Below are 24053 nucleotides of genomic sequence, written 5' to 3' on the forward strand. Positions count from 1 at the left end.
GAGTTTATCATCTGGTATGGCGTTGCAATCCGTAGGTAAGTACTGTCGCTAACACAAGCAAAACGCTGGAAATCAACAAACAACTAATCAGGCCACCATACTGGTACGCGAGTCCTGATAAGATTGTGCCAGCCAGGCGCCCCATAGCGTTGGCCATGTAGTAGAATCCGACATCCATAGATACCCCGTCTTCATCCGCAAAGTGCACTATCAAAAAACTGTGCAAAGAAGAATTAACGGCGAACACCGCACCAAATATCAACAGACCCGCAATAATGGAAATCTGAATATACCACTCATACCACAACGCCAATGCAATAAGCGCAGGCAGCAAGCAAAGCGTAGCCACCCAGATAAATGCCTGCTGGGTATTAGAGCGCCGCTTGCCTAACAATTTAGGCGCGTTTGCCTGAACCAGCCCGTAAGCTATGACCCAACAAGCCATAAATCCGCCAACCCACCAGTGATCCCAGCCGAATACACTGGCCAGGTAAACCGGCAATGCCACCACAAACCAAACATCTCTGGAAGCAAACAAAAACAGTCTTGCACCTGACAGCCAGTTGACCTGTTTGCTGGTCGAAAACATCTCAGAAAATTTCGGCTTATGCTTCTTCTTACCCAGATCCTGCTTGAGCAGTACCAGACTAAGTAACCAGGTTACCAGTAGCATCGCACTCATAAACCACAATGCCCCCTGGAACCCCAGCTGGGTCAGCAGCAAGCCCCCCAGAAAGAAGCCAACCCCTTTGAGTGCGTTTTTCGAGCCAGTCAGGATTGCAACCCACTTAAACAAAACACCGTCCTGCTCCTTGGGCACCAGCAACTTAATGGCGCTTTTCGCACTCATCTTATTGAGGTCTTTGGCAATACCTGACAAAGCCTGTGCAACCATAACATAGGCAATACTTAACCACTGTGGGTCCACGGCCAGCATCAGCAGCGCGACAATTTGCAAAAACAGGCCGACATTCATGGTTTTGTTCAGGCCCATCCTGGCACCCAACCAGCCACCAACCAGGTTGGTCACTACACCAAAGACTTCATAAAGCAAAAATAAGGAAGCAATGGCGAGCGGACTGTAACCCAGTTGATGGAAGTAGAGCACCACCAGCATTCTCAGTGCACCGTCGGTCAGGGTAAACGACCAGTAATTACCGGTAATTACCAGGTACTGCTTTATTGGCGCGGATAACTGCTGCAACACGCTTTTATCCCCAACGCTGAGCAATCACGTAACGCACAAGATCAGCAGTGCGATTTGCATAGCCCCATTCATTGTCATACCAAACATAAAGCTTAACCTGGGTGCCATTCACGACCATAGTAGACAGAGCATCAACGATGGCGCTGCGTGGGTCCGTTTTATAGTCTATGGATACCAAAGGGCGAGTTTCATAACCCAGAATACCCGCCAATTCTCCTTGTGCAGCCTGCTCCATCCAGCTATTGATTTCTTCGACGGTTGTTTCGCGATTTACTTCGAATACGCAGTCGGTGATGGACGCATTCGTCAGCGGTACACGCACCGCGTGACCATTCAGCTTCCCTTTCAGTTCCGGAAATATATGAGTTATGGCGGTTGCCGATCCAGTCGTAGTAGGAATCAAGCTTGTGCCACAAGCGCGTGCTCTGCGCAGATCTTTATGCGGCGCATCAATAATGGTCTGAGTATTGGTGATGTCATGAATTGTGGTCATTGACCCATGTTTAATACCAATGTTGTCCTGCAACACTTTGACAACGGGTGCAAGACAGTTAGTGGTGCACGATGCAGCCGTCACGATGGGGTGAGACTCTGCCTCGAACAGCTGCTGGTTTACGCCCATCACAACATTCAGTACACCCTCTTCTTTTACCGGTGCTGTTACTACGACCTGTTTGACGCCCTGCTCAAAGTAACCTGCCAGCTTCTCTTTAGTTTTCATCTTACCACTGGCTTCAATGACCAAATCACAACCAGACCAGTCAATACTTTCGATCTGTTTTTGCTGCGTCACGGTAATGTTTTTATCTGCAATCACCATAGTGCTAGCATCACTGGCTTGCGCTTCGAATTGCCACTTGCCATGCACTGAGTCAAAGTTCATCAAGTGCGCCAGTGTATGCGCATCACCACCCGGGTCGTTAATGTTTGCAATTTCTATGTCTGCTGATTGCCATAATGCCCGCATGGTCAATCTGCCCATACGTCCAAATCCATTGATACCTACTTTGATTGTCATGTGAATTACCTTTTTAATTACACTGGAGTTACTCAGAAGCGTTTCAGGACAAGCCTTCACCCTCCAAACCAAATATGCGAAATATATTATATATGTTTTTCCGTATATTCAAGATAAATGGCAAAGCATTACCTTGCTACGAGGAATATAGCCTCTTGGGGTCAGTCTATCCCCGTGTGATGTCAATTAGTGGTAAACTAGTCGCTAAAAGTGCAAGAGATACTGACTTTGGACAACAAAACTTATATCCCCGATGATTTTATTGCAGATGTCGCCAGCTACCTGCCGGCGCACCTGACTATGGATGGCTTTATTGCCAGCTGTCGCACCGGCCTGCGGCGCGCTGTCCGTGTTAATACCCTAAAAATGTCGCTGCAAGAATTTGAACATCAGGCAGCACAACTAAACTGGCACATTGAGCCTATTCCCTGGTGCGAGCAGGGCTACTGGCTAACCCGTTCAGCAGAAGAAGAAGCCAACTTGCCTATCGGTAATACCGCCCTGCACCTGAGTGGCTGTATCTATGTTCAAGAAGCAAGCTCTATGCTGCCACCCATGGCGCTGGCCACTTGCCTGGTTCCGGGAGAGCATGTTCTGGACATGGCCGCAGCGCCGGGGTCAAAAACGTCACAGCTGGCCGCTTTAATGGACAACCAGGGTGTTCTGATAGCTAATGAACTTTCCTCCTCGCGGTTAAAGACACTGGCCGCAACACTGAAGCGTATGGGTGTAGCCAACTGCGCATTGTCGCACTTTGACGGTCAGGTGTTTGGTGATTACATGTATGAAAGTTTTGATCATATATTACTGGATGCTCCCTGCTCTGGAGAAGGGACTGTGCGCAAAGACCCGGATGCGCTCAAGAACTGGTCACTGGCATCGAACCTGGACATCGCCGAGGTGCAGAAAACACTGATCCACAGTGCCTTTATGGCTCTCAAACCCGGTGGCACTTTAGTGTATTCAACCTGTACCCTGACGCCAGTAGAAAACCAGCAGATCTGTGAGCACCTGCTCGAAACCTTCTCAGAGCACGTTGAAATAGTACCGCTTAATACTCTGTTTCCGGATGCTAACAAAGCCGCTACGGCACAAGGCTACTTGCATGTCTGGCCACAACTCTACGATAGCGAAGGCTTTTTTATTGCCAAATTCAAAAAAACAGGCAGTGTCGAGCACCTACAGCAAAAGACGAAAAAAGGGCAATTTCCCTTTTCGTCAGGCAGCAAAAAAGACCGACAAGCATTTGAAACGAGCATTAAGCAACAGTTTGGGATCAAGTCTTTACCTGGCACACTAATGAGTCGGGACAAAGAATTATGGTTATTTCCTCAACATATGGAAACACTGCAGGAAAAAATCAAATACTCACGAATTGGCATTAAAGTCGCCACAACCCATAAAAATGGGGTCAAACTTGAGCACGAGTTTGCTACCTGCCTGGGTCACCTTGCAACAAACAATGTGTTTGAGTTAGATCCCGCACAAGCAAAAGCATACTTTCAGGGACAAGATATCCGCCTTGATCCCCCGGGACCCGCACAGGGTGAGGTGGTACTTACACTATGCGGCGCACCAGTCGGGCTCGGCAAGTGGCAGAAAGCTAAAATCAAAAACAAGCTACCACGCGATCTGGTACTCAATGGCCAGTTAATAACTTGGGTATAACCTGAACAAAAGTTTTTGATAATTTTAAGACCATTCATTTATATGTAAGTAACGTATTGTTTTTTATAAAGTAATTAATATTTCAAATGTTTGTAAATTTTATGAAGCCTTGGCTACACTTAAATGACTTTCTACTTCTCCCTTGTAATTAGAAGGTGTTTTTAAGTTAGCGCATGGCTCCAAAATTGAGCCTTTCCCTAAGCCCGACTCCCTCAGAGTCGGGCGTTTTTTATGCCGCGGGATCTCATTTCAAGTGTCCCTTAAACCGCTTTGTTTCAACCACGCTGCACTTGTATAACTGGTTAGAGATGTGAAACAACCCAATGTGTTTAAGTTCAACGCACTCATCATCAATCATGAACAGGCAGACAGTTTCCCCACCTGTAATATTACTGATAAGTACTATTTCAATTAAGTAATCACCGCCAGCACACAATCTTGTCTCAGGTATGCAGAAACACGACGTTTGTATCCATGACCATATCAAACCGAATTAGAAAGTACCGCTCAGTCAAGAAAACGGGTAAATGCTGGCACCTGAAATACATACGACAAACACTGCGCCCTTTTCATTGCAAATACTTGCACGAGCGCCCGAAGACATGAAGTCTGAGTGCTTTATTGAGCAACAGTGACCTGAATTGACAATCTGCTGACAAAAATAACTTGCATCCTCTTTATACAGCAATGTATGATTTATATATGAATCATATATAAATCATATATAAAATGGGTATCGTTAAAATTTCAGACGAAGTACACGAAGAGCTACGACAGGCCAGTCATGTTATGTCGCGCTCTATCAATGCTCAGGCAGAATTTTGGATCAAAATGGGTCGACTGGCGGAGCTGAACCCAGATATGACCTTTGCCCAAATAATCAGACAACAACTTAATCACACAAGGAATGACACCATTGACTCAGGTCACGATCAAAAATAATGCAGCTATCTCGCTTATGCGCGAGTCTGGAGCCATGTTAGCCCAAGTTTTTAAAGCCCTGGACGAGCAAGTAAAACCGGGCGTTACAACACTACAACTGGATGAATTCGTTGAGCATTATATTGTAGATGTGCTTGGTGCGATTCCAGCGAGTAAAGGTCAGTATGGATACCCCTACTCAATTAACACGTCAGTTAATGAAGTCGTCTGTCACGGCATGCCGAATGCCAAGCACGTCATTGATGACAGAGACATTCTGAATATCGATATCACCCTTAAACATCAAGGTTACATTGCTGATTCCAGCAAAATGTACGTGATGCCAAATGCCAGTGACGCAGCCCAGACGCTGGTAAACAACACTGTCAAAGCACTATGGCGTGGTATCACTCAGGTAAAGCCCGGAGCAACACTGGGCGATATCGGCCATGCGATTGGCACGTTTGCACGACTAAAAGGGTTAAGTGTCGTGCGGGAGTATTGCGGACATGGAATTGGCACTGAAATGCATGAAGCACCTGAAGTGCTGCATTTTGGACGCCCCGGTACCGGACTGAAGCTCATACCCGGCATGACCTTCACCATTGAGCCGATGCTTAATCAAGGTAGCCACAGGGTTAAGACGCTCAAAGATGGCTGGACTGTGGTAACAAGAGATCGCGCTTTATCTGCTCAAGCGGAGCACACGCTCTTGGTAACCCCAACAGGATTTGAAGTGCTAACCTTACGAGAAGAAGAAAAATTAAGTGGCTTGCCAGCCAATACAAGATCACACACTTAGCTCTCTCCCGAGGGGATTACATCTCATTGATTGTTAGAGACAGCTTTTTATTGCGGGCTGAATAGCAATGTTAAAACATTTCAGGGTCGGTTTAGGTTATTCCCCAAATTGACTCTCTGTTGTTTATGATGGCTTTAAGTACATTGCTCAAGCTCAGTGATCAGCCACATGGCATGCGCATTATCTGTCCCACATACATCTTCGCAAGGCACGAAATCTCCACATACTTTGGGTCGACGGGGATCACCAAACAACTTACACAAATTGTCATCATCCAGTTGTACACACCGCTCCCCCGCGGGTTTGCCCTGCGGCATTCCCGGAATTGGCGAACTGATACTTGGTGCTATGCAACATGCACCACAACCCAAACGACACTCCATCAGACCCTTCATAATTTGAATTTCACGAATAAAGCCGGTGATTATACGCCAATCCAATGATGAAAACACCAAGCACACAACCAATAGGTAAGCATTCAGACATGATTGCAATGCCTTGTTACATTATTTGAAATGATTAAAACACCTAGACACATCTGTTCGCGTATCCTTAACCAGGTTAGAGAAATCGATTCAACCGTTATTGATGGAAGGAATAACTCGTGGCTAGTAAAAAACAAATCCTATTACCCGTTGCGGTGCTACTCGGTGGCCTGGCCACCGCTTTTGCATTTTCTGCAATGAAGCAACCGCCCGAAGAAAAACCTGAAAAAGTCATTCATCCGCTGGTTGAAGTGCAGCCAATTGATATGGCCCCAATGCAACTGATGGTCGACTCTTACGGGCTCGTCACCCCTAAGTACAGCACTGAACTGGTCGCTCAGGTCAGTGGTCAATTGATCGAGCTGTCAGATAAATTTGTCAAAGGCGGATTTGTTCACCAGGGAGAAACCTTGGCGCGCATTGATCCTAATGACTACGAAGCGGCGTTGATTGAAGCCGAAGCCAGCCTGGCTCAGGCGCATTCTGCACTAGAGATTGAACAAGCCCAGGCGCATGTAGCCAAAACAGAATGGCAACGTATTAAAGACAATGCACACTCGACTATTCCCTCTGAGCTTTATCTGCGCAAGCCTCAGCTGGCGGAAAAGCTGGCACGCTTCAAAGCAGCTCAAGCCAGTGTCAAACGAGCAAAACGTAATCTCGAGCGCACCTACATCAAGGCGCCCTATGATGCCATTATTACCAATCGTACATTGAGCCTTGGCAGTGTTGTTAACCCTGGCAGTACTTTGGGTGTTCTGAACGCAATATCCGTTGCAGAAATCCGCTTACCCGTTGCGGACCACGAACTGAGATACCTGCAAAACAATGGTATAGACGCCACAGTGAAATTATCAGCAAAAGTTGCAGGGCAAGCCGTATCCTGGCAAGGCACTATTGTACGCAGCGAAGGCGTTGTCGATAACAGAAGTCGCATGACTTATCTGGTTGCTCAGGTCGCTGCGCCATATGATAGCCCAAACCAGCCACTGCGCTTTGGTACCTACCTGAATGCACAGATAGAAGGTGTATCGGTCAGTAATGCGGTGCGGATCCCTCGTCACTTGATACGCGAAGGCAAAGTGGCGTTACTTGACCAGAATCAACAACTCACTTTTAAGCCCGTCACCATTATTCGCGAAGTAGACGGATATGCGGTGGCCACAGAAGGCCTGAGCGACGGACAACAGCTCATTACCTCTGCACTGGAGTACCCAACGGAAGGAATGCAATTGCGCCTTGATGCATCGCCAGTGATGGCCGCAGAGACTCAACTGGCTTTGAAGGAGGAGTAATCTATGCAAGGCACACGAGAAAAAGGCTTAATAGCCTGGTTTGCCCGCAATCCGGTTGCGGCAAACCTGCTGATGATTTTTATCCTGGTGGGCGGCTTGCTCAGTGCTTTTACCATACGCAAGCAGATGTTTCCCCAGTTTGAGAACAACTGGTTGAGTGTTCAGGCCGTGTACCCAGGCGCAGCACCACAAGAAGTTGAAGAAGGGATCACTATTAAAGTTGAAGAGTCTATGGAAGGGCTTGAAGGGATCAAACGCCTGATCACCTACTCTAACCGTGGCTTCTCGCAAACCTGGATTGAAGTTGAAGAAAAGTATGACCCGCAGGAAGTGCTGGACGAAGTAAAAATGCAGGTCGACTCTATATCAACCTTTCCAGCCGGCATGGAGCGCCCCATAGTCCGTCGCGATAAGTTTGAGCAAGAAGTGATGTTTTTATCTCTCAATGGCGAGATGAACTTCCACCAGCTGAAACAACTGGGAAATGAAATACACGACGAGATGCTCGCCCTGCCCGGCGTCAACCTGGTCGGCTTCAATGGTGGCCTGAATTATGAGATCAGCATTGAGATTAGCCCAGATAGACTGCGTGAATATGGTCTGACATTCAGAGACATTTCAGAGGCGGTTAAGAACTTCTCAGCCAATATGTCGGCAGGTCAGATCCGCTCAGACAACGGTTATATATCAATGCGAGTCGAAAATCAGGCCTATCGCGGACATGAGTTTGAGCAACTGCCGTTGTTAACGCTTGCTGATGGCGCACAGATCAAACTGGGAGACGTGGCGACTGTCACAGATGGCTTTGAAGAAGGCCTGTTGTACTCTCGTTACAACGGCAGAAACTCACTGGTATTTGAAGTAAGAGCGTCAAAAGATCAGGATATCACCAAAGTCGCTCAGGTGATGAAATCTTACCTGGCCGACAAAGCAACACAATTGCCTCAGGGAGTCGAGCTTGAACCCTTCATCGATCTCACTTATTACCTTGAAGGCCGCCTCAACATGATGGTAGAAAACATGTTGTGGGGCGGTATCCTGGTTATGCTCATGCTGGCACTATTTTTACGCGTTCGCCTGGCTTTTTGGGTCATGATGGGGTTACCGGTGTCGTTTTTAGGGGCGTTCTTATTCATGCCAATGGGCATGCTGGATGTGACGATTAACCTCGCCTCTTTATTTGCTTTCATTCTGGTGCTGGGCATCGTGGTCGATGATGCGATTGTCGTTGGCGAATCAGCCCACGCTGAAATTGAAAAACATGGTCACAGCCTGGATAACGTAGTGCGAGGGGTCAAGCGTGTCGCCATTCCCGCAACCTTTGGGGTATTAACCACAGTCGCCGCATTTTTGCCACAAACCTTTGCAACCGGGCCCGCCGCCGCATTCTCCAAAGCCATTGGTGGCGTGATTATTTTGTGTCTGCTGTTTTCTCTGGTTGAGTCTAAGCTTATCCTGCCAGCGCATTTGGCAGCGATGAAAGACCGTCCGGATAACCCTAGAAACCCATTGCACCGCGCCAGAGCTATCATTGATGGTGCGCTTAAAAATTTCATTGAGAATCTGTATCGCCCCTTTATCGAGCGCTGTATCCATTACCGTTACACAGTGATTGTCGCATTCTTGTCAATCATCATTGTCAGCGGCGGTATGTTTGCAGGTGGCCTGGTGAAATTTGTGGCAAACCCTAAAATCCCCCATGACTTCCCTCGTATCACCATAGATATGAACCTGTCATCGTCCGAGTCCGCGACTTTGGCTACGGCCAAAAAAGTGGAACAGGTTATTCTGGATGTTGAGAAGCAGATTGAAGCACAGTATGGTGAAAACATGATTAAAGACCTGTCTGTCAATTTGCGCGGCAGAACCACAGCGTCAATCATGGCCATTTTAGTTGAACCTCATAAGCGCCCTATCGACACCTTTGCCCTGAGTGCACTTTGGCGAGAAAACATGCCACCTCTACCAGGGGTAAAATCACTGAATATTCAGGACAGCATTATGAATGGTGGTCGGGACGATGGGGATATTAGCTTCCGCCTGGAAGGCAAAGACAAAAAAGCATTGCAAGAAGTCGCAGGCAAGCTCAAAGAGAAGCTGCGTACCATTGCCGGTGTGGGTGATGTCAATGATTCCATGCAATCAAGCACAGAAGAAGTACAGCTCGAACTTAAACCGCTTGCCTATAGCATGGGCCTCACTCTGGCTGACGTGGCGTCTCAGGTCAATTTTAGTTACTACGGTCTTGAGGCACAACGGATCCTGCGTCGCGGTGAAGAGATCAAAGTCATGATCCGCTACCCGCAAGAGCAGCGTAATACCATCAGCGATATTCAGTCAGTCCGGATCATTACGCCGAGCGGTGCAGAAGTCCCATTGGGAGAAATTGCCGATATCAACCTGGTCGAAGGAGTCAACCGCATCCGTCGCGAAAATGCAAAACGGACTATCAATGTCTGGGCATCGGTTGACACAGATCAGGCTGAGCCATTCAAAATCGCTGAAGAGATCCGAGATGAATACTTACCTTCGCTATTGCAAAACTACCCGGGTGTGAGCAGCAGTGTTGCCGGCCGCATTCAGGAAGAAATGGACAGTGTAGCTGAGCAAATTCGCGACTTTGCCTTGTCTTTGATGATCATATTTGCGCTGCTGGCAATTCCACTGCGCTCATACTCTCAGCCTATCCTGATTATGTCAGTCATCCCTTTTGGTGTCGTAGGTGCAGTTTTTGGCCATATGGTGCTCGGTATGACTATGAGCAGCTTATCTTTCTTTGGCATCATCGCAGTCGCAGGCGTGGTAGTTAATGACTCGCTGGTCATGGTCGACTTTGTCAACAAGGCACGAGAGCAAGGAATGACCATCAAGGAAGCCGTTGTTGAGGCTGGTTGCAAACGCTTCAGAGCGATTTTATTGACTTCTCTGACTACCTTTATTGGTCTGGTCCCCATTCTTCTGGAAACCAGCCTGCAGGCACAAATTGTGATACCTATGGCAGTCTCTTTAGCATTTGGTGTGTTGTTCGCAACGGTGATCACGCTGATCCTGATCCCTTGTCAATATGTGGCGCTGGAAGATCTCAAACGCATCATCAAGCGCATTAAAAAGCCAGAGGCTGATGAGGAAGCATTGCAGCGAAGCTAACAGTTTATAATCTTAGTTCTACCCAACCAACTAAGCCCGATCCCGTATCGGGCTTTTATTTTCGCCTCTGTTCACCACAATTCGTTTAAATTTGTTGATGAATTAAAATACACAATCGAACAAATAAGTGTTTCCAAAATTGCACCTTTTTGTTGTACTCTGCATGTTGAAATGAAAACGCAATAAAAGGAATGAATAATGCGGAACTATCTGCTGCTCTCCACTTTTGGGGTTCTAGCCGCCTGTGGCGGTTCTTCTAATAACGACAGTAAATCGCCTTCAACAGACAATACACAGCAAGTCGTCAACCAGGCACCCAGCGTCAGCCTGGAAGGTAATACCTTGGTCAACTCGGGTGGTACCTTATCTCTGACCACCACAGTGACGGATCCAGAAAACGATTCAGTCACCGGAGTGTGGGCCAGCTCTCTTGCTGGTGTTAAGTTTGTCGATACAACTAACGGCATCCATCATGTGACTTTCCCGGAGGTTGACGAGCAAACGCAAGTCACCTTAACCTACACGGTCACTGACAGTCACAATAACCAGGCACGCAAAACCTGGCAGGTGACTTTGATGCCCAAATCTACTGCCGGGCACATTGAGCTTACCGACACCCTGACGCTGGCTGGCGGTGGCAAGGCATCCATTACCGCAACCTTCGCCATGACTTCCAAAATAGAAAATATTAACTGGCGAAGCGACGGTTTTGAATTGACTAATACGGATACCCAGTCGAACCATGACACCCGTGCGGGACAAAGTACTTTCAGCATTGAATTACCAAAGGTCACGCAAACTCAAGAATTTGATATTATCTTCGAAATTACCACCAGTGACGAAGTCATCTCCAAAACTATTAAAGTCACACTGACGCCAGAATCTGAGCCATCACTCAGTGTCAGTCTGCCTGAGCAGGTTATTGTAAATGAAAAAAATTCGCTGACAATTCAGGCAACAACGGCCAGTACCGATGATATCATCAGCTATGAGTGGCAATGGCAAGGCACGCCTCAGCCTTCCCAACAAACTCAAGGAAAAGCGAGCTATACTTTTAAAGCCCCGGAAGTGAGTGCAAACCAAACCTTTACACTCCAGCTCACTGTAACAATGAAGGGTAACATCACAAAAACGGCTGAAACAACCGTTGTGGTGCAAAACGTCACTGACTTACAAAGCCTGGAGCTCACAGTAGACCGCTCGGTCGCGGTGCCAGGACAAACAATCACGGTAAATTCCAACTTAACTAATTTCGACGATGTTGAAAGTGCTTCTTGGATTATTCCAGAGTTTAGCGAAGACTTGATGGAACAATCTAACAACAAACTCGTGATTACCATTCCTGACGAAGACATCATGCAAACGTCACGGCAAATTGAGTACAAGGTGAAACTCAAAGACGGGACCGAACAGTCAACCTTTGCTCTTTTCACCTACGTCGGCAGCACGGTGGCTAAAACACTGATGATAGTCAAAGACCCCGGCGAGTTTTCTATTTATCCGGATACCCCTGATACGTTAGATCTGGTATTTAATGGCGATGTTGATATTGAAGAAGTCATCGTCTCCAGCAGCGATAGAGATCTCTATGACACCCTTGAAGCAATTCATGCGGGTCAGAATTTAACGCTGAACCTGCATAAGAAAACGATTACCCGTAAAGGCCTGACTATAATAAAAGTCACTGCTAAAGCAGGTGATATTGTGCGTGAAAGTACGATTATTGGTACGGCTCATAACGCCATCGTCATTCCCTATGCTGGCGTAGAAGAAACCTATATTATGGGCAGCGAGGCGCAAGTGTTTGGGCAAGTTTTTCACCTGAATGATAAGCAAGATTTACCGAGTCACTGGCAGGCAAAAAGCACGGAAGACAATGTAACCATTAAGCAAGTGTCTGATACCAGCGCATCTATCAAGTATAATGGAGACTTAGCACGCAAGGTGACACTTGAATTTCACGCCACAGATGAACATGATCAGAGCGATTATGGCGAAGTTGAACTAAGATATGAAAGCAACCACACTGTCCAAGGTGATGACTACACTTGTAAAGTAAAAGATGGCGAATTTGATTCTTGTAGTGAAACCCTGGGGCAGACACTTGCTCTGGACGCCCCTGTCGAACTCAAACAGGTGATAACTAAAGGCGACTATGCCTGCTTGCTTGGCAATTATGGTACCGTCGTTTGTAATGCCAAGGGTGATAACCCGGTGAAAAACGTGCCAGCACAATTACTCGCTGCAAAACTTAACGCTGTCGACGCAAACAATGTGTGTGCTCAACTCAGCGATGCCAGCTGGCAGTGTTGGGGAAATCGAGGCACTGAACTGACTGATCTGCTTGCGGCGAATGCAACCGTACATAAAGTGCTGGCAAACGGCTCTCTCACCTGCCTGGTAAGCAACAAAGACATTAAGTGTTATGAAGGTGACACGCAAACTAAACTAATCGAAGACGTATTACCACAAGATCTATTGCTGTATATAGGAGAAATTTGCTACCGAACAGGTCGCGGAACACTAAAATGCGATATTGAGTAAGTTAACTTTCAAACAGTTGCGGCAACATGCTGCAACTGTTTATCACTTTCCCCTAACCCAGAGCAGCTCCCGTTATTCACCCTGTATTTTATCGACCGATACTTTACAAACCCTCGATTAGAAGACAAACTAAAGTCATATTCACCTGAATTACTACTAAGATGAAATTACTACTTACTTTTTCAACTGTAATCCTATTGATGCTATCCGGTTGTGGTGATGATGACGCTGCGCGTGGGGACAAAAATACTCCTGGATATGCAGCAACGGTGTTCTTTGACGCATTGTACAATAAGAAAGACATGGAGCTGGCCCTAAGCCGCTCAACGCCACGGATGGGCAGGATCATGCGCTCTTATGGCACACCATCTCAATTCGCCAGGAATCTGGTAAACATGCAATACGATCAAGTGACCATTGAAGTGGATATGACGAATCAAAGTTTACGGGAACAATACGGCAACGAAGCCCGCATCAATTTAATTTTTACCGGTATGTTGCACGGAGAGCAAGTAGATGACATGCGCAGCGTCCAGCTTATAAGGCGCAAAGGTGAGTGGTATGTTGACAAAATTAACGCCGACCCATTTGCTCGCTAAGCCTATATGTCCATCCCCCACTAATTTTCATTAGTCGCCTGTAGTTTGTGTGAGTCAAATAGCCAACTCACACAAACAATTAAGCGCAACAATACATCCTATCACACATCGAATGACATCAAACGCTCTCATCAACACTCAGGGCCTTCCGGCTGACCTGGAACCACTCAACGAGCAACTCTCGCTCCTCCTCGTCGAGGACACATTCAGCAACGGCCATCGCAAGCTGCTCATCTGTATTTAATACCAGCAGTTTAGCCTGATGGGCCTTTTGCCAACATTCAAACTTATGCAAACACTGCTCACATTTGGGAAATAACTGAAATGCCTGCTCCAGTGCGGCTAACCCTGCGTGCCCTGAGGTATCACAAAGATTGCTTACCCTTGCAAGAGTGAGCTTATTACAATAGAGGCTCTCGCACAGTGCCGTAATCAGCCGATCCGACGGACCATCCACAGCGCCCCCGAAAGGCATAAACCAACGCTTTGCTATGGTCTTCAACCCAGTAGGTGCAAAATTATCGATAAACCCGGTAAAAGCCCGCTCAAATGCACTCAGATGAAATTGCATCACATAATGTAGTAAAGGTAAATCACTACACTGACGACCGTCATCCTCAAACTTTTTCAACACACACGACGCCAAATAGAGCTGGCTCAACATATCACCAAGCCTGGCGGAACGCATTTCCTGAAGCTTTAGTTTGCCTCCAAGTACCAGCATTGCCAGATCACTCTGAACAGCCAAAATCTGGCTATACCAGGTGAGCGTTTTGTAGTAGCGTGCCACCTCTCCGGCAACGGGCGCAGATGAAAACACACCCCGAGTCAGGCCATTGAACGACGCTTTAAGAAAGGTTTTGCCACTGTGGGCCAAATGCTGCATTAGCACCTTGTCGAATTGTTGCAATGCCATGTCCGCATCTTGCTCCTGTGCGGCAGCCATTTCCTTGAGCACATATGGATGACAGCGGGTTGCACCCTGCCCAAAAATCATCAAGTTTCGCGTCAGGATATTCGCCCCCTCGACGGTAATGCTGATGGGCATCCCCTGATAGTGCAGCGCAAGATAGTTAAGTGGTCCGCGCTGAATTGCTTTGCCACCATGTAAATCCATTGCATCGTTGATAGCAACTCTGGCCATTTCGGTCAGATGGTATTTGGCTATCGCCGTGATCACCGCAGGACTTTTATTGAGGTCTATGGCCATCGCGGTATTCTGTCGGGTGGCTTCTATGCTGTAGCTCAGCCCCGCGATTCGGGCTAACGCAACCTGAACCCCTTCAAATCGCCACAATGACTGCTTAAATTGTCGCCTGACACGACAATAGGCAGTCGAAGCCTTAGCACTCAATTGTGCGGTTCCTGCACTTAGAGCCGGTAATGAGATGCCCCGCCCGGCGCTCAGACAGGACACCAACATACGCCAGCCCTTGCCTATCCCGTCCATCTCCCCGATGACCCAGTGCATAGGGATAAACACCCCCTGCCCTTGTGTTGTGCCGTTCATAAACGCCAGCCCCATAGGATCATGTCTTGCACCGACCTCAACACCCGGGTGATCGGTAGGGATGAGTGCACAGGTAATGCCTAATTCAGTTGCTTCTGATATTAGCTGATCAGGATCATACACTTTGAAGGCCAGCCCCAGCACGGATGCCACGGGTGCCAGAGTGATATAACGCTTATGCCAGGTAACTTTCAGGCCTAAAGTCATTTCCCCTTCAAACTCTTGCTTACACACCACTGCAAAATCGGTAATACCACCTGCGTCTGAGCCAGCTTCCAGGGAGGTCAATGCAAAACAAGGCAACGCCGAACCATTTGCCAATTTAGGTAACCAGGTTTGTTGCTGCTCGGGAGTACCAAAATGCAGTAATAGTTCAGCCGGGCCCAGGCTATTTGGCACCATCACAGTCACTGCCGCAGACAAACTGCGCGTGGCAATTTGCGCTACAATGGCCGAGTTGGCCTGTGCACTAAAGGCTTTGCCGCCGAATTTTTCTGGAATGATGAAAGCGAAAAACCCTTTTTCTTTCAGAAATTGCCAAACTTCTGGTGGCAAGTCGCCCTGGGCGCAGATCTGGTTTTCATCTAGCATTGCCATCAGTTCATTCAATTCATGTTCTATAAAATCTCGCTCATGATCACTCAGTGCAGGCTTGCCCGTTTGCAGCCACTGCGACCAGTTGGGTTTCCCGCTGAACAAACTTGCGTCCCACCAGGTATCGCCAGCCTCCATCGCTTCGCGCTCAGTTTGTGATAATTGGGGTAATGCACGCTTAAAATATGCTAAAGCCGGGCTAGAAACGACTTTGAGCCTGGCTTCCTTAACGTAAAAAATAAAACACACAGCAATTAAGACAAGTATCAGTAACCACATGGTTTCGGCACCTCCCGGTTTATGGCGCTATAAGTATGGAACAAATGCCACTTATCACAATATTTTTACTCAGCTTATACAACGCGAATTGTCGCAATCAGCCGACACTGGTATTATCACGTCTCTAATAACGATAATTGGAACAATGATGGCACTACAATTCAAACTCAGCCTGGGCGCCCTCGTGGTTGCCGGGGCACTCTCTCTGAGTGGATGTAACTCAACAAGCACGTCAACCCTGACCGAAAAAGACGCTGAAGCATTTTTAACCAAAGCAGAAAAAGACCTGCAGGACCTGAGCTATCGCAGTGCTCGTTCAGCCTGGATCTATGCCAACTTCATTACAGAAGACACGGCCTCACTGGCCGCTGACGTGAGCCAGGAATACACTGAAAAATTAGTCGCATTGGCCAATGAAGCAGCCAAGTTTGACGAACTTGAGCTGAGCTATGACAATCGCCGTAAACTCGACAAGCTGAAACTTAACCTGACATTACCAGCGCCAAAAGACGCGGCAAAAACGGCTGAGCTGGCTAAGCTATCGGCTGAGCTGGACGGTATGTACGGTAAAGGTAAATACTGTAAAGACGGCAACTGCATGAGCCTGGGTGAGATGACATCCAAAATGGCCAACAGCCGAAACTACGACGAACTGCTGGACGTATGGCAAGGCTGGCGTCAGGTTTCTCCTCAGATGCGTCCTTTGTATAAAGACTTAGTATCTTTGGCAAATGAAGGTGCTCAGGAGCTGGGGTATCGCGACACAGGCGCAATGTGGCGCAGCAAATACGATATGCCCGCGGATGATTTCGCCAAAGAACTTGATCGTATCTGGGGTCAGGTAAAACCACTTTATGACTCATTACATTGTCATGTTCGCGCTAAGCTTGGCGAAAAGTACGGCGAAGACAAAGTACCACAAGATCAGCCAATCCCGGCACACCTGCTAGGTAACATGTGGGCACAACAGTGGGGCAACATCTATGATCTGGTCGCACCTGAAAATGCCGATCCGGGTTACAACGTCACTGAACTGCTTGAGCAGCATAATTACGATGAAATCAAGATGGTAAAAGGTGCTGAGAAGTTCTTTACTTCAATGGGCTTTGAACCACTGCCTGAGACCTTCTGGACTCGTTCATTATTCACCAAGCCGCAGGATCGTGACGTACAGTGTCATGCGTCAGCCTGGAACTTGGACAACAAAGACGATCTACGTATTAAGATGTGTATCCAACGCACTGGCGAGGAATTCTCTGTTATTCACCACGAGTTAGGCCACAACTTCTATCAACGAGCTTACAACAAACTGCCGTTGTATTATCAGGAAAGTGCCAACGATGGTTTCCACGAAGCTATCGGTGACACCATTGCTCTGTCTGTAACGCCTGGTTACCTCAAAGAAATCGGTTTGTTAGAGCAAGTACCTGATGAATCAAAAGACATTGGTCTGTTGATGAAAATGGCGCTGGACAAAATTGCCTTCATTCCATTTGGCCTGCTAGTTGACCAGTGGCGCTGGAAAGTGTACTCCGGTGAAATCAGCCCGGCAGAATACAATCAGGCGTGGTGGGAACTGCGTGAAAAGTATCAAGGTCTTCAGGCACCGGTTACACGTAGCGAAAACGACTTTGATCCAGGTGCAAAATATCACGTACCAGGTAATGTACCTTACACACGTTACTTCCTTGCACACATATTGCAGTTTGAATTCCACAAAGCACTTTGTGAAATTGCTGGTAACAAAGAAGCCATTCATCGTTGTTCAGTTTATAACTCGAAAGAAGCAGGCGAGCGCTTAAATGCCATGCTTGAAATGGGCAGCAGCCGTCCATGGCAAGAAGCACTGGAAAGCGTCACTGGCAGCCAGCAAATGGATGCAACCGCTATCCTGGATTACTTTGCACCACTTCAGACCTATCTGGATGAGCAAAACAAAAACCGCCAGTGCGGTTGGTAATTCCTTCGATTTAAAAAAGAGCCTGCGGGCTCTTTTTTATTTGCCACACTCTGAAACAATTCTCACCTTTCCCATCTATTTGCTTTTGCGTTAAGGTATCCGCAAAAGGAGTGCACTATGCCACTAAAAAGAATCATGTTATTGAGTCAGTTTGAACTGACCCGCTTGTTTGCGACCAAACGGGGCTGGCTGGCACTGGCCGCCTTCACTATGGTTTGGCTGATGATTTTACGCTACCCAATTTATCATGCAGTTTCTGTACTCAACAGCCCAGAATTCTCAGGTATCGCGGTGCAAATAGCCGGTTCAGTGGGGCTCTATTCACTTGCACGCTGGCCAGAGGCTGAGCTGTCGGTCTACTGGGTCATTGCGTTATTTAGCTTCCCAGTCTTTACCTTGTTTGTCAGTGCAGATCAAACGGTTGAGGACGCAAAACGGGGCACGCTCAGATTCCTGACATTACGTGCCAGCCGTGGAGAGATCCTGCTCGGTCGCTTTGCAGGCCAGGTGCTTATTTTACTAACCCTGATCACGGCCTCAGCCATTGCTGCCTGGGTACTCATGCTAACCCGGGACGCCACATTGGCCATGCCCGGCTTGGGTAAAACTACCTCGATTATTGCGTTACTGGTATTGACCACACTTCCGTTCATCGCACTGATGAGCTTACTTAATCTGCTCGCCAGCTCAGCCAGACTAAGTATCATTTATGCTAGCTTGCTGTTCACCGTCGGGAATATGCTGATTAGTTACCTGAGCGCTTTGTTCGAACCGGCTCACTGGCTATATTATTTGCTACCCGGTATGCATATCAGCGACATTGCTCCCTGGCACGGTATCGGTTTGTACGCCATTGCACTTCCCCTGCTGCAAACTACGATATTGCTGAGTGCTGCATTTTGGCTAATGAAAAGGAAAGATCTATGAGTACATCATCGCCATTTGTCATTGAAGTCAATGATGTCACCAAGCGATTTGCCAGCAAATGCGCGCTGGACAAGGTCAGCTTTACGTTAGATCACGGCCATACGGTTGCGCTGGTAGGCCCCAATGGAGCGGGAAAAACAACGTTATTCAGTATCTTGTGTGGCTTTTTACAAGCTGACACAGGCAGCGTCAGAGTATTTGGACATACACCAGGACACAACGCCCTGTTCGGTGTACTGAGTGCCTTACCGCAAGATGCGCAGCTGGACCCCCGCTTTTCTGTTGGCAAACAACTGACCTTTTATGGTCAGTTACAGGGATTAAGCCGCCGTGACGCGACGCGTGAAACAGCGCGCGTTCTGGAACTTGTTGATCTCGGTAACCAGCTCAATGCCAAGGCCTCTGAGCTGTCCCATGGAATGAGAAAACGGATCTGCATTGCACAAGCTTTGATAGGACAGCCCAAAATCGTTCTGCTCGATGAGGCAACAGCAGGGTTAGATCCCATCAATGCAAAAGCCATCCGTTCATTGATTGCCAGTCTAAGTAAAGACATCACCTTTATGCTCAGTTCACATGATCTGAGTGAACTGGAACGCTTATGTGACACTGTGTTGTATCTTGAACACGGTAAACTGACCAGTCATCAAAGATATACCCAAAACAATTCCGGTACCGCCTTCTTAACCTTACAACTTCAGCAGGTTACCGATCAGATGCGGGAGCAAATAGCACACCTTACCGGGGTAAAGCACGTCAGACAATCTCAGCCGGATGAATTTGTTATCGAGTATGATACCTGCCATAAGGCGCTGGATATTACATTGCTAGAGCTCTGTCATCACCAGGGCTGGACTTACAAGCAGCTAATTAATGGCAATACCCTGGAAAATGAGCTGTTCACGTCACCCTAGTCTACACTGACAACATACTTATTAGTTGGATTAGGTATGAATAAAACACTCAGATTGATCCGACACGCCAAGTCCAGCTGGCAGGAGCCTATGCTGCGCGACATTGACCGGCCGCTCAAACCCAAAGGAGTACGCCGGACTCAGGCGCTGGCAAATCGGTTAGGTCCGCTGCCTGATACGCATATATTCACCAGCCCTGCTCGCCGGGCACGGGATACTGCGCATATCTTGCACGCTCAATGTCAGGTGACTCAGGCTATTGAGGAAATACCTGCACTCTATACCTTTGATGCCGTCGACTTAATGGACTGCTTACACCTGCTGCCGGACGAGTGCAATGATGTGACGATAATTGGCCACAACCCAGCCATGACGATACTGGTAAATCATCTGAGTACACACCAGTTTGATAACATAGTGACAGCTGGTTATGTCGAACTGAATATAAGAGCTGAACAGTGGCACACTCTAGCGCCAGGCATAGCCACGTTGCAACATTATATACTCAGGCCTGAAAAAACAGGCCAAAATAAGTAGGCAATGTGCAAACCACACTGCCCTAAGTGCTTAATAACTCGATTTTTGCCATTTAGAGAACAAACGCATCGCGCCTTTTTCAAGGCTAAGACTGACACCTACGCCCAGTTTCTCAGCCAGCGATTTTTTCAGCTTAAACCGCACCTGATAGAGCTGATGGGCCTGATTTAAATCTAACAACAGATCGTCACTGGTGCGGATTTCATCTACCAGAGCAAACTCATGTGCGTGTGTGGCCAGCCAATGCTCTCCAGTCGCCACTTTATCAATATCCATATTCGGTCTGTTATCACTGACAAAACGCTTGAACAAACCATGAGTATGCTCCACTTCTTCACGGAACTTTTCTCGCCCTTTATCCGTATTCTCACCAAACAGAGTCAACGTACGCTTAAACTCACCAGCGGTAATTTGCTCGTAGTCAATGTCGTTCTTTTTTAGTAGCTTATTAAAGTTAGGCATCTGAGCAATCACGCCAATTGAACCAACAATGGCAAATGGCGCAGCGATGATTTTATCTGCCACACAGGCCATCATATAACCGCCACTGGCAGCGATTTTATCCACACACACCGTCAGTGGCAGACCCGCATCTTTGAAACGTTGTAGTTGTGAAGCTGCCAGCCCATAACCATGCACAACCCCTCCACCGCTCTCCAGATTAACCACGACCTGATCCTGCTTTGCGTCTGCAATGGTCAGAATAGCCGTCACTTCCTCTCTGAGATTTTCAACCTCATGAGCATCCATACTGCCGCAAAACTCAACCACAAAGACCCGCTTTTTTGTCTCAGTTGCGTGTTCTGATTGCGTCTTTTTCTGCTGCTTAAGATGAGACTTCAGCGCTTTCTTATCCAGGGTTTGTGCCAGAAACTGTTCTTTAGCCTCGTCCAGTCGTTTGGACAGATTGGTCAGCTCGATTTCACCAGACTGTGAACTCGGCTTATGGCTTGCGGCAACTATCATCGCAATAATCGCACCTAACGCAGCGACCAGTGTCACCGCTTTAGCCAAAAATAATCCGTATTCGTATAAAAATACCAACTTTCTACTCCTGAAATTTAAGTAAAAAAAAGCCGCTAAAACAGCGGCTTTTTCATAATCTCTCAAATGCGATTATTTTGCAATAACAGCATCATTGGTGATTGGTAACATCAGGCCTTTTGAAGCCAGGAAAGTCGCCAGTTGCTGCTGGATTTCCATGGTCGCTGCAGCATGACCTTCTGCTGTGCCACCCGAACGTTCGTCAAAGCTGGTAGTCAACAGCGAGCTGTGATGTCCCTGACTAAAGCGCACAACATAGCTACCCGCTGTGCCGTCGGTTGACGTTTGCGTTTCGCTCACAGGCGTCAGCCCCATTACAGCGGCCATTGGTAAGCTGCCAGACAACGGATTGCTTTGCGTTGAAGGTGGGATCACCTGATCTTCTTTATTGCCATTCTCACCACCCACAACAACACCCATATAGATAGGTGTACCCAGCGCGTTTACCGCGCCAGCATAGTTGAGCGGATCAGCGCTACCCAGTACGCTTTGTGCTGCATAAGCGAACTGCGTTACGGTTGCATCAATAGCTCCCAGTGAAACGGTATCACCGTTCGCCTCTAGCTGTGCAGTAAAGGTGGAATATGCACAGTTTGCAAACGCACCTGCATCTGCCGCATACTGGCCGCAATCTGCGATAGCACCTTCTCCCAGGTAAGCATTAAACTGTTTTGATACAGCTAAGTCTGTTGCCGCAGACAACACAGCGCTTTTCACCACAGGACCAAACGAAGCAGATTCCACCAGGAAGTTTGCAATACCCGAACCGCCGCTTGATAAGGCGCCCGCTTTCACGTTAAACAAGGCATCAACCTGCTCATCCAACGGTGTATTAGCCAACGCGATGAAGCTAGGCCCAACAACTGACCCCAAAGAGTGGCCAATAAAGCTCACATCCTGCGTATTGAACAGCAAAGGAACCGCCGTCGCCTGATTGATGAAATTCAGACCCAGACGCAAACCCAGCAGGTCAGCAGTTGATTGACGCAGGTTATCACGTGCAACCAGCAGTGATTGCAGGTTCATATAGTGAAGTACACTCTTCGTTGACGCGTTGAAATCAACCTCACCATCGCCATCTACATCAATACCACGGTCACCATGCAATGGGTGGTCAATTGCAACCGTTGCAAAACCAGCCTGAGTCAATGCCAGCGTCAGACCCAGCATGTCTTCTTTCTTACTGGTGATACCATGTTGCATGATAATAACCGGCCAGCCTGTTTCCGGGCGGTTTGTCTCGTCCGCAGGCATAGTGATCTGGACCGGAATGTTATTCGCGCCCAGCGCTTTTGGAATTGGGTTATATTTGCTGACAAACTTGTGCTGATCCAGCCCTAAGTCTCTCAAACGCCCTTCAGATAACGCATTACAAAGCGTATCGTTACCTTCTCTTAGCTCAGGCGTGCCACCCGTTGCCTGAATATAGCCGGCAACCGCTGCCGCGTTATCACACTGTGCCTGCCAGTAGGTATCTGCCAACGCTGCGTCGTCTTTCGTTTGCGGCTCACCCAGGTAACGCGGTAAAACAATATTACCTTGCAAGTATCTTACAGAGCGGAACAAAGGACGAATTTCGTCAGATAATGGGAGATCCGGCAAATCGGCAACCGTCAAGCCATCAGCAGGCTGCTGACCAACGCTCAAAACGGGTCTTTGCTCAGTCGTCAAAGACGCTGCCAGCAACTGCTTCACGGCACCCATGACTTCAAAAGTCGAGTGTGTTGTCATTGCAGCTGAGTAAATGATTTCTTCACTGGTCACGGTGCCCAGAGATGCCACCGCACTTTCGTAGCTACGCACAACCGCTTGCAAGCCTTTTTGTGCAGGTGTAACCAAAGGCGCTTCTTGCTTAAGCAATGTGTAGGAAGAAGAAGGTGCGACACTGCCCGAGCTGTCTTTCAGGCTCGTTGTTAACACGGTGATGTAAGTCGTTGCCGATTTTAGCGGCTTCACAGGAATAACATTAATGCTCTTACCGTCTGCACCTAACTGAGCGATGAAATCACCAGTTGGGCCAAAGGTCAGCTCAGCGACCCCTTTACAGGCAATCCCGGCTGGCACAGTTGCACAATCCTGGTCAGTCAGGCTGGCGCCCATGACCACTTCAAAAATTCTCACAGCACCAGGGGTTGCGACACTCGCCGCATCAATTTCAACACCGGCTGGCACCGTTAAATCAATCGCAAATGGCATTTGTGTTGACCAACCATCCAGTGCACCCAACGCCAGTGAAGGGTCAGCATAGTTTGCACGCTGGATTTTAACAGAGCCGTCATCGTTCAGTTCGCCTGGAATATTCAGCGTGCCATCTTTAGTGCCGTTAAACAGCAGGTCGTTAGGCACCGAAATCACCCCATTTGCAGGGTCGAATTTGATCGAGGCGCTGGGTGTTACAGCTGTGCTTTCTTGTTTTACATCTTCAAGGGTTTCACCGCCACCACAACCTGCTAAGGCTGCAGAAACCGCGAGTGAGAGTAGCATTTTTTTCATTTATTTGGCTCCGACATAATCTTATTATTATTCTAAGCCCTGAATTCAACTTAACTGCTTAATTTAGCTGATAAATTGACCGATCAGAGAATATTTAGTTAAAACCTTT

General features: G+C 47.8%; 17 protein-coding genes. 11 read left to right on the forward strand and 6 right to left on the reverse strand.

The annotated features are described in order from the left end of the window. Window positions 1–7: 7 nt before the first annotated feature. A complete protein-coding gene (arsJ, locus tag QNM19_RS20535) occupies window positions 8–1207 on the reverse strand; it encodes an organoarsenical effux MFS transporter ArsJ (RefSeq protein WP_284027154.1) in 1200 nt (399 codons plus the stop codon). Window positions 1208–1211: 4 nt separating this feature from the next. Beyond that, window positions 1212–2225 (reverse strand): ArsJ-associated glyceraldehyde-3-phosphate dehydrogenase, encoded by a 1014-nt coding sequence (locus QNM19_RS20540; protein ID WP_049863012.1) that lies wholly within the window; start codon window positions 2223–2225, stop codon window positions 1212–1214. Window positions 2226–2453: 228 nt separating this feature from the next. Between QNM19_RS20540 and rsmF the strand changes: the two genes are divergently transcribed. From rsmF to map, 3 genes are all read left to right on the forward strand, one after another. Beyond that, complete coding sequence (gene rsmF, locus QNM19_RS20545) at window positions 2454–3893, forward strand: 16S rRNA (cytosine(1407)-C(5))-methyltransferase RsmF (RefSeq protein ID WP_284027155.1); 1440 nt, start codon at window positions 2454–2456, stop codon at window positions 3891–3893. A gap of 729 nt (window positions 3894–4622) precedes the next feature. Beyond that, complete coding sequence (locus tag QNM19_RS20550) at window positions 4623–4835, forward strand: ParD-like family protein (RefSeq protein WP_049863010.1); 213 nt, start codon at window positions 4623–4625, stop codon at window positions 4833–4835. After that, window positions 4810–5616, forward strand: coding sequence for a type I methionyl aminopeptidase (gene map, locus QNM19_RS20555; RefSeq protein ID WP_417712665.1), 807 nt, complete (start codon window positions 4810–4812; stop codon window positions 5614–5616). Before QNM19_RS20550 ends, map begins: the two co-directional genes overlap by 26 nt. 134 nt (window positions 5617–5750) lie before the next feature. Here the strand turns inward: map and QNM19_RS20560 are convergent, their stop codons facing one another. Then, window positions 5751–5999: a YkgJ family cysteine cluster protein gene (locus QNM19_RS20560; protein ID WP_082225305.1), complete on the reverse strand. Its 249-nt coding sequence runs from the start codon at window positions 5997–5999 to the stop codon at window positions 5751–5753. Window positions 6000–6220: 221 nt separating this feature from the next. Between QNM19_RS20560 and QNM19_RS20565 the strand changes: the two genes are divergently transcribed. The 4 genes from QNM19_RS20565 (at window position 6221) to QNM19_RS20580 (ending at window position 13686) form a co-directional block, all read left to right on the forward strand. Further along, entirely contained in the window at window positions 6221–7396 is a 1176-nt protein-coding gene (locus tag QNM19_RS20565) for an efflux RND transporter periplasmic adaptor subunit (protein WP_049863009.1), read from the forward strand. A gap of 3 nt (window positions 7397–7399) precedes the next feature. After that, window positions 7400–10543: an efflux RND transporter permease subunit gene (locus QNM19_RS20570; protein WP_049863008.1), complete on the forward strand. Its 3144-nt coding sequence runs from the start codon at window positions 7400–7402 to the stop codon at window positions 10541–10543. A 198-nt stretch (window positions 10544–10741) separates the two neighbouring features. Further along, window positions 10742–13087 (forward strand): PKD domain-containing protein, encoded by a 2346-nt coding sequence (locus tag QNM19_RS20575; protein WP_049863007.1) that lies wholly within the window; start codon window positions 10742–10744, stop codon window positions 13085–13087. Window positions 13088–13248: 161 nt separating this feature from the next. After that, entirely contained in the window at window positions 13249–13686 is a 438-nt protein-coding gene (locus QNM19_RS20580; protein ID WP_049863006.1) for a hypothetical protein, read from the forward strand. A gap of 118 nt (window positions 13687–13804) precedes the next feature. Here the strand turns inward: QNM19_RS20580 and QNM19_RS20585 are convergent, their stop codons facing one another. Then, window positions 13805–16069 carry an acyl-CoA dehydrogenase gene (locus QNM19_RS20585; protein ID WP_284027157.1) on the reverse strand — a complete coding sequence of 755 codons (2265 nt, stop codon included), beginning with the start codon at window positions 16067–16069 and terminating at the stop codon, window positions 13805–13807. Between the two features lie 148 nt (window positions 16070–16217). On the opposite strand from QNM19_RS20585, the gene QNM19_RS20590 reads away from it, so the two are divergent. From QNM19_RS20590 to QNM19_RS20605, 4 genes are all read left to right on the forward strand, one after another. Further along, a complete protein-coding gene (locus QNM19_RS20590) occupies window positions 16218–18029 on the forward strand; it encodes a M2 family metallopeptidase (RefSeq protein WP_049863018.1) in 1812 nt (603 codons plus the stop codon). Between the two features lie 117 nt (window positions 18030–18146). Further along, a complete protein-coding gene (locus QNM19_RS20595) occupies window positions 18147–18956 on the forward strand; it encodes an ABC transporter permease subunit (protein WP_049863005.1) in 810 nt (269 codons plus the stop codon). Further along, window positions 18953–19870: an ABC transporter ATP-binding protein gene (locus tag QNM19_RS20600; RefSeq protein WP_049863004.1), complete on the forward strand. Its 918-nt coding sequence runs from the start codon at window positions 18953–18955 to the stop codon at window positions 19868–19870. Before QNM19_RS20595 ends, QNM19_RS20600 begins: the two co-directional genes overlap by 4 nt. A 36-nt stretch (window positions 19871–19906) precedes the next feature. After that, window positions 19907–20407, forward strand: a complete 501-nt coding sequence (locus tag QNM19_RS20605) for a SixA phosphatase family protein (RefSeq protein WP_049863003.1) — start codon at window positions 19907–19909, stop codon at window positions 20405–20407. A 30-nt stretch (window positions 20408–20437) separates the two neighbouring features. Here the strand turns inward: QNM19_RS20605 and sohB are convergent, their stop codons facing one another. Then, a complete protein-coding gene (gene sohB / locus QNM19_RS20610) occupies window positions 20438–21451 on the reverse strand; it encodes a protease SohB (protein ID WP_049863002.1) in 1014 nt (337 codons plus the stop codon). Between the two features lie 72 nt (window positions 21452–21523). After that, on the reverse strand, window positions 21524–23944 hold the full coding sequence (locus QNM19_RS20615; protein ID WP_284027158.1) for a VolA/Pla-1 family phospholipase: 2421 nt from the start codon (window positions 23942–23944) through the stop codon (window positions 21524–21526). Between the last annotated feature and the right edge of the window lie 109 nt (window positions 23945–24053).

Source organism: Pseudoalteromonas ardens (assembly GCF_030125445.1).
Taxonomy (GTDB): domain Bacteria; phylum Pseudomonadota; class Gammaproteobacteria; order Enterobacterales; family Alteromonadaceae; genus Pseudoalteromonas; species Pseudoalteromonas ardens.